Below are 827 nucleotides of genomic sequence, written 5' to 3'. Positions count from 1 at the left end.
CGTAATTCCAGTCTAACGTAATTTCTTTAAACCCTAGATGATTAACGGTAACCGTATATAAGGTATTTGCCTTTAACTTTATACTATACTTTCCATCCGAATCAGAAATGGCAAACTTAACACCTTCTTCATGCTCAGATTCAGCCAAAACATTCACATTTACTATCCCAGCCTTAACCGCATCTGCTATTACACCTTTAACCGTAATATTTTGGGCATTTAGACAGTTTATGCATAAAAAAATAAAGAAATAGACAAGAAGTTTTTTTATTATCATGTAATACTATAATTGTTATTTCTTATCCTTATTCTTTTTACTTTCTTCACTTAACTTTTTAAGATGTGCATTAATATCAACCCCCGTGCCTTGGGAGAGTATTTTACTCATCTCTTCGCCATTCTCTACTATAGTACCTTTTGGGACAAGTACCTCCAATACATTTTTAGCAAATGTAATTTTAGTAGCTGTTAAAATACTATTACCATACTGTACTTGCAATATTAACCCAGGTAAACCATCGAAACCAGACGGGCCAAACGGCACAGACAACTGAGGAGTAAACCAAGCCGTTACTTTTTGTTTACCATCTACTAATTCTCGATAAAAAATAGCCTTATAGCAAGTGTACCCTTGTAACTTTTTCGTCTCCTTGGTAATTACCCAATCATCATCTATCACTGGTTGTTTTACCAAATAATAGGCTCCAAACTTTTGTTGATAATACTTCTCTTTGGTTACTAAATTTCTATACTGAACACCTAACCCACGACCTCCAATTAAAGGCATTTTACTATCGATATCATCTAATGATAGGTTTTTTACATGT

Annotated in this window: 2 protein-coding genes; both read right to left on the bottom strand. The window is 33.7% G+C overall.

What is annotated here, in order from left to right:
• The coding region (locus NBRC110019_RS16735) for a carboxypeptidase-like regulatory domain-containing protein (RefSeq protein WP_281756612.1) at positions 1 to 277 on the bottom strand (277 nt) is incomplete at its 3' end.
• A 15-nt stretch (positions 278 to 292) separates the two neighbouring features.
• The coding region (locus NBRC110019_RS16730; protein ID WP_281756611.1) for a GLPGLI family protein at positions 293 to 827 on the bottom strand (535 nt) is incomplete at its 5' end.

This window comes from Neptunitalea chrysea (genome assembly GCF_027924145.1).
Lineage (GTDB): Bacteria > Bacteroidota > Bacteroidia > Flavobacteriales > Flavobacteriaceae > Neptunitalea > Neptunitalea chrysea.
The sequence above is the reverse complement of the archived record's forward strand: the minus strand, read 5'-3'. Positions and strand labels throughout refer to the sequence as shown.